At 70.0% G+C, this 10,410-nt stretch carries 6 protein-coding genes; all 6 read left to right on the plus strand.

Going from position 1 to position 10,410, the window contains the following annotated elements:
- The first annotated feature begins 40 nt into the window (after positions 1-40).
- The 6 genes from ACI79C_RS05285 to ACI79C_RS05310 all read left to right on the plus strand — a co-directional run bounded on the left by ACI79C_RS05285 (position 41) and on the right by ACI79C_RS05310 (position 10,307).
- The gene (locus ACI79C_RS05285; protein ID WP_456944574.1) at positions 41-718 is read left to right on the plus strand and encodes a sugar transferase; all 678 of its coding nucleotides are present in this window, start codon (positions 41-43) and stop codon (positions 716-718) included.
- Positions 715-1,809 (plus strand): lipid II:glycine glycyltransferase FemX, encoded by a 1,095-nt coding sequence (locus ACI79C_RS05290; protein ID WP_456944575.1) that lies wholly within the window; start codon positions 715-717, stop codon positions 1,807-1,809. Before ACI79C_RS05285 ends, ACI79C_RS05290 begins: the two co-directional genes overlap by 4 nt.
- Positions 1,810-2,065: 256 nt before the next feature.
- Positions 2,066-3,013, plus strand: a complete 948-nt coding sequence (locus ACI79C_RS05295; RefSeq protein WP_456944576.1) for a UDP-glucuronic acid decarboxylase family protein — start codon at positions 2,066-2,068, stop codon at positions 3,011-3,013.
- Between the two features lie 432 nt (positions 3,014-3,445).
- Positions 3,446-5,863 (plus strand): glycosyltransferase, encoded by a 2,418-nt coding sequence (locus tag ACI79C_RS05300; protein ID WP_456944577.1) that lies wholly within the window; start codon positions 3,446-3,448, stop codon positions 5,861-5,863.
- Positions 5,864-5,937: 74 nt separating this feature from the next.
- Positions 5,938-7,836, plus strand: coding sequence for an ABC transporter ATP-binding protein (locus ACI79C_RS05305; protein ID WP_456944578.1), 1,899 nt, complete (start codon positions 5,938-5,940; stop codon positions 7,834-7,836).
- Positions 7,837-7,844: 8 nt separating this feature from the next.
- Positions 7,845-10,307 (plus strand): glycosyltransferase family 2 protein, encoded by a 2,463-nt coding sequence (locus tag ACI79C_RS05310; RefSeq protein WP_456944579.1) that lies wholly within the window; start codon positions 7,845-7,847, stop codon positions 10,305-10,307.
- Positions 10,308-10,410: the final 103 nt, after the last annotated feature.

A 10,410-nucleotide genomic window follows, 5' to 3' on the forward strand; every position in this document is an offset into this window, starting at 1 on the left:
CCGGCAAGGGGCGTGTGCCGAGGGGCGGAGGGAGGTCGCGGTGGAGTCTCGTCCGCACGGGGCCATCGCGGCCGACGGCATGCCGCTCCCGGAACCGGCTGGCGAGCGCTTCGCCCGCAGGGCGCTCGACATCGTCGTGTCCGCGCTCGTCCTGGGGTTGCTCATGCCGGTGTGGGTCGGGATCGGACTGTGGGTCAGGCACGACAGTCCCGGACCGGCGCTGCTCAGGCAGCAGCGGATCGGGCTCGGGCGCCGACCGTTCACCTTCTACAAGTTCCGCTCGATGCGCATGGGAGGGGACGACCTCGCCCATCGGCTCCTGATCGAGGCCGAGCTGCGCGGCGAGGACACGGCCGAGGGCGGCAGCACCAAGCTGAACTGTGACGCGCGGATCACACCGTCGGGACGGTTCCTCCGCAGGACGAGCCTCGACGAGATCCCCCAGCTCATCAACGTCCTCCGCGGCGAGATGTCACTCGTCGGCCCGCGGCCGTGCCTTCCCTGGGAGGCGGACATGTTCGGGGCCGAGCACGCCGAGCGGTTCATGGTGCGGCCGGGGATCACGGGGCTGTGGCAGGTCAGCGGACGCAGCACCGTCGGGACACTGGACATGCTGCGGTTGGACGTGGAGTACGTGAGGGCTCGGCGCCTCGGACTCGACGTGCGCATCCTCCTCCGCACCATCCCCTCGATGCTGAGCGGGGACGGTGCCCGGTGACCGCACAGTCCATCGACGCCCTGCCGGCGGACCGTCTACCGGGTCCGGCCACGGCGACGGTTCGACGGGTCGATCCCCGCACCGACCCCGCGTGGGCCGAACTGGCGAGCGGGGCGGAGAGCAACCTGTTCACGTCCCCGCCGTGGATCAGGGCCGTCAGCGGTGCCTACGGACTCGAGCCCACGGCACGGGTCGCGCTGCAGCCGGACGGGCGGCCGGTGGGAGGACTGGCCTGGGCGGACGTCCGCGACCTGCGCGGCCAGCGGCGGCTGGCGCTGCCATTCAGCGACCGGGCCGACCCGATCCTGCCGGACGCCGGGGCCTGGGCGGCGGTCTCGGCCGACGCCCTGGCCGGGGACCTCCCGTTCACGCTGCGGTGCCTGGACACGTCCGTCTCCATCGGGGATCCGCGGTTCACACCCCTCGGAGAGGCGGCCTGGCACCTGACGCCGCTGGACCGTCCGCTGGAGGAACTGCTCGAGGCGTTCCGGTCGCAGACCCGGCGGAACATCGCGACGGCGGAACGGGCCGGTGTGGAGGTGGTCCTCAGGACCGACAGGGAGGCGGTGGCCGAGTACCACCGGCTGCACGTGGAGCTCCGCAAGCGCAAGTACCGACTGCTCGCCCAGCCGCTGGACTTCTTCGAGCGCATCTGGGACGAGTTCGCCCCCGACGACGGGATCCGGACGGCGCTGGCCCTCGTCGACGGGCGCCCGGTGGCCGGCGCGGTCTATCTCATCTGGCAGGACACCCTCTACTACAAGTTCGGTGCCTCACAGGCCGACACCCTGCCACTGCGCCCGAACGACGCGATTCACTGGAACGTCATCCAGTGGGCGCACGACCAGGGGCTGCGGGCGCTGGACTGGGGGCTGTCGGACCTCGGCCAACCCGGCCTGGCCTCCTACAAGCGCAAGTGGGCCAGCACGGAGCGGCGCATCCACACCCTCAACGCCGGTGGGGCACCGGTCGGCCGGTCCGAGGACGTCGAACACGCGCTGCGCCTCGTCATCGACCTGCTGACCGACCCGTCCGTGCCCGACCACGTCACGGCACGGGCCGGTGCGTCCCTGTACCGGTTCTTCTGCTGACACTCCCAGGGCGCCTGATGTTGCCGCTGCGCGAGTCGAGTCACCGAGAACCCCATGCACCTGCCCAATGCGCGACCCGTTGACGACCTCCGGTTGGCTCCGACAACCGGGATGTGCGGCGCGTACCGAATCGTGCCACTCGTGCTCCCAAGAGCCCCTCAGATGGTCATCCCGTTCCGGAGGGCTCCCCAACGACCACCCAGCCGATGTGTTCACGGCCCCGTCCTGCACTGCCGTCCTAGCGAGGAGTCCGATCATGACCAGAGTGGTCATCACCGGAGGTGCGGGGTTCCTGGGCTCGCACCTGTGCGACCGCCTGCTCAACGACGAGTGCGAGGTGATCGCGCTCGACAACTTCATCACCGGCACCCCCACCAACGTCCATCACCTGTTGGGCCGGCCGGGCTTCCACCTGGTCAAGGCCGACGTGACGGAGTTCGTGCACGTGCCTGGTCCGGTCGACCAGGTCCTGCACTTCGCCAGCCCGGCTTCACCGATCGACTACCTGATGCTGCCGATCGAGACCCTCAAGGTGGGCTCCATCGGCACGTTGCACGCACTCGGCCTCGCCAAGGAGAAGGGCGCCCGGTTCCTGTTGGCCTCCACCTCGGAGACCTACGGAGACCCTCAGGTCCATCCACAGCCGGAGACGTACTGGGGTCACGTGAACCCGGTGGGTCCGCGCGGGGTGTACGACGAAGCGAAGCGCTACGCCGAGGCGCTCACCATGGCCTACCGGCGGACGCACGGCGTCGACACGGCGATCGTGCGGATCTTCAACACGCACGGCCCACGGATGCGCCCCAACGACGGACGCGCCATCCCGGCCTTCGCCACCCAGGCCCTCGCCGGCCGGCCCATCACCGTGGCCGGCGACGGCTCACAGACCCGGTCGATCATCTACGTCGACGACCTCGTCGAAGGGATCATGCACCTGCTGCGCAGCGATCTGGCCGGCCCGGTGAACATCGGCAACCCCCACGAGACCTCGGTGCTCCACATCGCCGAGACGATCAAGCGCCTGGTCGGCAGCGGGAGCGAGATCACCTTCGTCCCCCGCCCCGTCGACGACCCGTGCGTCCGCCAACCAGACATCACCGTGGCGCGGCGCGAACTCGGCTGGGAACCCAGGGTCGGCTTCGACGAGGGACTCACCCGAACCGTGGAGTGGTTCCGTACCCAAGCGAGCGTGGTGCAGGCATGAGAGCTCCGGGTCGTCTCTGCCCTCACCCCGCACCTGGCGGGCGCGTTGCCGTGCGTCGATGCGCGGTGTCGACTCCTCCTCCCAGGTCAAGGGTGCCGACAGGAGGACCTGGCAGGGGTCTCGGACTCTGATGTCTCCGACCCGAATCGGGCCTGGACCGGCTCCGGTTGCGAAACGACACCCGACCGTCCGAGTATGTGCCTCCGCTAGAGCCGCACCGGACAGCCGTCCCCCTCTCCACCCCAACCAATGCCGTGCGCAGCCTTGGCCCGGCGTCGTCGCGAGACTGAGCGGTCATCTGATGAAACCGATCACGCTGCCGCCCTGGCCCATCGAGTCCTCGGGTGATCGTCCCGGCGCTCGCGGTGGTCCTCGTACGGGGGGCTGCCCGGACGAGCCCCTGAGCGATTGGTCGATCGGTTGAGCGATCACGTGCAGGCGGACGGGAAGCACTTCTCCGTGGGCGGGAGGCGCTTCCTGTTCCGCGGGGTCACCTACGGGACTTTCCAGCCTCGCTGCGACGGAGCCAGGTATCCCGAGCGCGACGCGGTCAAGCGCGACTTCGCGATGATGCGTCAAGCCGGCTTCACGGTCGTCCGGACCTACACGCCGCCGCCCGACGACGTCGTCGATCTCGCCGCCGACTGGGGCCTCCGTCTGTTGGTCGACGTCTTCTACCCCGACTGGCGCTACCTGGTCGGGACGTCGCCGCGCACACGTCGGCGCATGGCGCAGGATGCCGAGGCCGAGGTCCGGTCAGCCGCCGAACGGTATGTCGGCAACCCGTGGGTCCTCGGGTTGTCACTCGGGAACGAGGTACCCGCGGACGCCGTGCGCTGGCATGGCACGGATCGGGTAGCTCGATTGATCGGCGAGCTCGCCGCCATCGTCAAGGACGTCGACCCCGACCGGCTCGTGACCTACGCCAACTACCCGACCACGGAGTTCCTGCCGTTGGACTGCTTGGACTTCGTGACCTTCAACGTCTTCCTGGAGGGACGCGCCGACTTCCGCCGATACCTCACCCGCCTCCACCACCTGGCCGGCGACCGGCCGCTGGTCCTGGGCGAGATGGGGATCGACGCGGGTGCGGGCGGTGCCGGGGAGGCCCGCCAGGCTGAGGTGATCGACTGGCAGTTGGAGACAGCAGTGGAGAGGGGCGTGGCCGGTACCTGCATCTTCTCCTGGTCCGACGAGTGGTGGGTGGGTGACGCTGCTGTCGAGGGCTGGCACTTCGGCCTGACCGGGGCCGACCGCTCACCCCGACCGGCGCTCGAGGTGGCCGCGTCGTGGAGCAGCCGGTCGGTCGCCGACCTGCCGGTGGAGTGGCCGACCCTCACCGTCGTCGTCTGCGCGTACAACGCGGCTGCCACGTTGGACGAGTGCCTCCGGTACACGTGCGAGCTGGACTACCCCGGGCTGGAGATCCTGGTCGTCGATGACGGCTCCACCGACGACACCGCCGAGATAGCCGCGTCCCATTCCCGCGCGCGGCTCCTCCGCATCCCCCACGGGGGCCTCTCAGTCGCTCGGAACGCAGGGTTGGAGGCTGCTGGCGGCGAGCTGATCGCATACCTGGACAGCGACGCCTACCCCAGTCCGGAATGGCCGTACTACCTGGCCCTCGGACTGGACGGTCCGACCGTCGGTGGCGTCGGCGGGCCCAACGTGCCACCCCCGCGGGCCGGTCCGGGGGAGCTCCGAGTGGCCCGGGCGCCCGGAGGACCGGTGCACGTGCTCTTCAGCGACGACCGGGCGGAGCACGTCCCCGGCTGCAACATGGCCTTCTGGAAGCAGGTCCTCCTCGAGGTGGGCGGCTTCGACCCCGTCTACACCTCCGCCGGGGACGACGTGGACCTGTGCTGGCGCGTGCTCGACCGAGGCTGGGACATCGCCTTCCATCCTGCCGCCCTGGTGTGGCACCACCGTCGCGGAGGACTGCGCCCCTACCTGCGCCAGCAACTCGGCTACGGCCGTAGCGAGGCACTGGTCGAGGCCCGACATCCGGACCGTTTCACCGCCTGGGGCACCGCTCGCTGGCGGGGCTCGATCTACGACGCGGCCGCGCCGGTCCCGTGGCGGCAACGGATCTACCGGGGGCCGTACGGGACGGCGGCCTACCAGTCGGTCTACCGAGGGGGCGGTCACGCGCTGGACCTGGCCCACCAGGTCGGGGTACCTGCCCTCACGGCCGGCCTCCTCGCCGCGCCGCTGGGGCTCGTCCTCCCGGCGTTCTCCCTCCCGGCGGTGCTGGCCGTCCTCGGCCTGCTCGCGCTGGGCTGCACCGACTTCGTCCAGGCCGATCCGCCGCGGACGTACGCCGGCAGCCGGCTGCGCTTCCGAACGGGTGTGGCGGTCCTGAACCTGCTCCAGCCGCTCGTGCGCACGTGGGGACGGGTCCGCCACCGGACGGCGGCGCGGCGCGAGTGCCCGCCCGGCCCACCTCTGCCACGGCCGCTGACGAGCGTCGACCGCAGCACCCTCATGACACCCTGCCCTGGTGAACGCGCCGAGGTGACGGCGGCCGCGGTCGCCGCCCTCCAGCGTTCGGGCTTCCGCGTCGCCCCGGGAGACGGTTGGACCGACTTCGACGCCCGCATCCGCTCCGGGCCCTTCGCCATCGGAGACCTGTTGAGCAGCGGTCACGTCCAGGGCTGGGTCCAACTGCGGGTCCGACGCCGGCTGCGCTGGCGAGCCACGATGGCCTTCCTCGCCCTCGTGTGCCTGCTGGCGACGTTGAGCCCACTGGTGGCTGCGGTCGTCCTCGCCGTGGGGATCGGCGAGATGGCCCGCGGCCTGTCGTGGATCTCCGCGGGCGTCCGCCGTTGTCTCGAGGAGGCCGCGCGATGAGTGGCGGCCGGGCGCGACACCGCAAGCCGCAGCCTCGCCGCTTCCGGTGGATCGTTCGGAGACGTCCGGGTGCGGTGAGCGAGCCCCGCCCCGAGCCGGACAAGGAACGGACCCCGGTGAAGGAGTCCCGAGGGCTGGGTGCCGCGCTCCGGTACGTGCCGCGCGTCTTCCCCTACCTCCGCCCGTACCGGCATCTGATGGGGCTCGCGGTCGTGCTGATGGTGGTGCTGGCCGCGCTCAGCCTGGCGGCCCCCTGGCCGCTCGCCTTCCTCGTGGACAGCGTGCTCGGCGACCGGCGCCCGCCCGAGTTCGTGTCCACGCTCATCGGCACGAGCCCCTGGCGGATGATCCTCTTCGCCGTTCTGCTCGGCCTCTTGCTCACCTTCGTGTCGAACGCGGTCAGCATCCTGAGCTCGTACGTACAGACGCGGCTCGAACAGCGGATGATCTTCGACCTGCGGAGTGACCTCTTCAGCCACGTACAACGGCTGTCGCTCGCCTTCCACGACAAGACCCGCACCGGCGGGCTGATGTTCGCCATCAACTACCAGGCCGCGTCGGTCGGGGAGATCACCGTCTCCGTGCTGCCGCTCGCGCAGAACGTCCTCACCGTCGCGGGGATGGGCTTCATCGCCTATCGGTTCGACACCCGGTTGGCCCTGCTGGCGCTCACGATCGTGCCTGCCATCTACTACTCCACGCAGGTCTACGCGAATCGCGTGGAGCCACGGCTCCGCAACGTGCGGGCACTCGAGGGCAACTCGCTGTCCATCGTGCACGAAGCGATGTCCATGATGAGGGTCATCGTCGCTTTCGGCCGGGAGCGGCACGAGCACCAGCGCTTCCGCTCCCAGGGGCGCGAGGCCGTCGACGCGCGTATCGACGTCACCGTGCGGCAGACCGCCTTCTCACTGGGCGTGAACCTGCTCACCGCCGGCGGCACGGCGGTGGTCCTCGCGTACGGCGCACATCTCGTGCTGCAGGGGCAGATGACGGTCGGTGAACTGCTGGTCGTGCTGGCCTACATCGGGGCCGTCTACCGTCCGCTCGAGGAGATCAGCGGCACGATGGCCGCGGCACAGGAGCAACTGATCAGCCTCGAAGGCGCCGTGGAGCTGTTGGACACGGAGATCGAGGTGAAGGACCCGCCGGACGGCCTGGTCCTCGACCGGGTGGCCGGAGGGGTCGCCTTCCGCGGGGTCGACTTCGCCTACGCCGGGCGCCTCGACACGCTGACGGACATCTCCTTCCAGGCACCGGCCGGGGAGGTCGTCGCGCTGGTGGGTCCGACGGGGGCCGGCAAGAGCACCTTGGTCAGCCTCATCCCGCGCTTCTTCGACCCCAAGCAGGGTCAGGTCCTGCTGGACGGCGTGGACATCCGGTCCATCTCCCTGGAGTCGCTGCGCCGGCAGATCAGCATCGTGCTGCAGGAGCCGCTGCTCTTCTCGGGGACGATCGCCGAGAACATCCGCTACGGCCGGCTCGACGCCTCGCCCGAGGACATCATCAGTGCGGCACGAGCTGCCAACGCCCACGACTTCGTCATGCGGCTGCCGGACCGGTACGACACCATCCTGGGCGAGGGCGGGGCGCACCTCTCGGGAGGCGAGCGACAGCGCATCTCGGTGGCGCGGGCATTCCTCAAGGACGCCCCGATCCTCATCCTCGACGAACCGACGTCGTCGATCGACTCACGGACCGAGGCCGTCATCCTCGATGCGCTCGACCGGCTGATGGTGGGGCGCACGACCTTCATGATCGCTCACCGTCTGTCCACCGTTCGCAACGCCGGACAGATCCTCGTCCTCGACCAGGGCCGGATCGTCGAACGTGGCACTCACGACGAGCTCGTCCGAGCTGAAGGCCTGTACCGGGAGATGTACGAGGCCCAGAACGGGAGGCGCTCCCCGCACGTGGTCGTCCCTCCGGCCCCGAGCACGATGTCGGCCGACGGCCTGGGGGCTCCACGATGAGTGTCCTGGTGCGAAGGCCGGAGAAGATCGTCCTGCTGGGCATGATCACGAAGATGCCGGTCGCCGGTGTCGTGTGGCAGACCCTGCACTACCTGCTGGGCTTCGAGCGACTCGGGTACGAAGCCCACTACGTGGAAGCCCACGCCCGCACGCCCTCCATGCTGATGCGGCACGAGGAGGACGACAGTTCCGCGCGCGCGGCCGACTTCCTCGGATCGCTCATGCGGCGCTTCGGGCTCGGCGACCGCTGGGCGTTCCATGCGTTGCACGCCGACGGCAGGTGCTACGGGATGAGCGAGCCGGAGCTCCGGCGGCTCTACCGCTCGGCCGCCCTCCTGGTCAACCTGCACGGTGGGACCCAACCCCTGGCCGAGCACGCCGAGAGCGGCCGGCTGGTCTACCTGGAGACCGATCCGGTCCAGCTCCAGGTCGAGTTGGACGACGGCGTCCCGGAGACGGTGGACTTCCTGTCGGCCCACCAGGCCTTCTTCACCTTCGGCGAGAACCTCGGCAACGCCGACTGCGGACTGCCCCTGTCGGACCGGTTCCCCTTCCTGCCCACACGCCAGCCGGTGGTCCTGGACCTGTGGGCGGGCAGGGCAGCGACGACGAGGTCGTCGTTCACCACCATCGGCAACTGGCGGCAGGACTGGCGCCCGGTGTACTTCCGCGGTGACACGTACACCTGGAGCAAGCACCACGAGTTCCTCAAGGTGCTCGACCTGCCGAGGGCCACGGGTCAGGACTTCGAGCTGGCCCTGAGCAGCTGGACGGACGCCGACCGCGCCCAGCTGGAGGAACACGGATGGAGGGTGCGCTCAGGGCTCGGCGTGTCGACGGACCTGGACGCCTACCGCGACTACGTGACCACCTCCCGGGCCGAGTTCACAGTCGCCAAGGACCAGAACGTGCGCCTCCGGAGCGGCTGGTTCAGCGACCGCAGCGCCACCTACCTGGCGGCCGGACGCCCCGTCGTCACCCAGGAGACCGGCTTCAGCAACGCCTTGCCCACCGGGAAGGGCCTGCTCCCCTTCACGACGCCGGACGACGCGGTCGCGGCCGTCACCGACGTCGTCGGCAACTACGGAGAGCATTCGCGGGCCGCTGCAGAGGTGGCCCGCGAGTGCTTCGACAGCGATGTGGTGCTGGGCAGGTTGCTGGCCGATCTCGGCGGCCACCGTCCGCGACACCTTCAGCGGCCCGACCTCCCAGCCGGCCAGCCCCTGCCCGCGGACCTCGTCCTGACGCCCATCTCGAAGCGGCCGACCACGCTTCCCGAGGACACGGTCCAGCGGGTGCTCGCGCTCCCCCTCCCACCGGTGGACCGCCTCGCTCCCCCGGCGACGTCCCCAGCGGAGAGTGTCGTCGTCGTCTCCTACGACAACCTCGTCTTCACCCGGATGTGCCTGGAGACAGTGCTCGCGTCGACCGACGTGAGCACCGAGGTGATCGTCGTCGACAACGGCTCGACCGACGGGACCCCGTCCTACCTGCGGGAGATGGCGACCCGGTTCCCCCGGCTCCGGCCAGTCCTCAACGAGACCAACCTGGGCTTCGTCCGCGCGGCCAACCAGGGCCTCGCCGCGGCCCAGGGACAACTGCTCGTCCTGCTCAACAACGACACGGTCGTTCCGCCGGGCTGGCTGGGCGGGCTGACGGCCCACCTGGCCGACGGCTCGATGGGAATGGTCGGCCCGGTGACCAACGCCGCCGGCAACGAGGCACAGATCCCCGTCCCTTACCGCACCTACGGGGAGCTGCGCAGCTTCGCCGCCGGCATGAGTCACAGGCCACCGCAGGCCGTCGACATCCCGGTCCTCACCATGTTCTGCGTCGCCATGCGACGAGAGCTCTACGCAGCCGTCGGGGGCCTCGACCAGCAGTTCGGACTGGGTATGTTCGAGGACGACGACTACGCGGAACGGGTGCGTGCCGCCGGCCTGCGGGTGGTGTGTGCGCAGGACGTCTTCGTGCACCACTTCGGTGAAGCGTCCTTCGGCAAGCTCGTGCCGACCGGGGAGTACGGCGAGCTGTTCCGGACCAACCAGCAGCGCTTCGCCGAGAAGTGGGGCCGGCCGTGGACACCGCACGGCCGTCGTCCGGACCCGGAGTATGCGGCGATGGTCGAGCAGGTCCGGGCCGCCGTCCGCGCGCAGGTCCCGCCGGACGCCACCGTCCTGGTCGTCAGCAAGGGGGATGACGAACTGCTGGAGCTCGGCGGTCGCCGGGCGATGCACTTCCCCCAGGACGACAGGGGCGTCTATGCGGGCCATCACCCAGCGGACGACCGGGAGGCGGTCGACGACTTGCAGGCCCTGTGCGTCCGCGGTGCCGACTACATCGTCTTCCCTGAAACGTCGATGTGGTGGCTGGATCACTACACCGGGCTGAAGGCCTATCTGGAATCCACGTTCCAGGAAGTCGCCGACGTCGACGCCTGCCGCATCTTCGGACCTCTGATCCCGCCATGAGGAGGCCCGCGCGGCTCGAATCTCACGCACGCCACGCGATCGCGCTCGCCAGTAACCACAGCGAGCCGCAAGCACCCGAGTCATCCAGCGAGCAGGACGGGCG

Source organism: Geodermatophilus sp. SYSU D00697 (genome assembly GCF_054050175.1).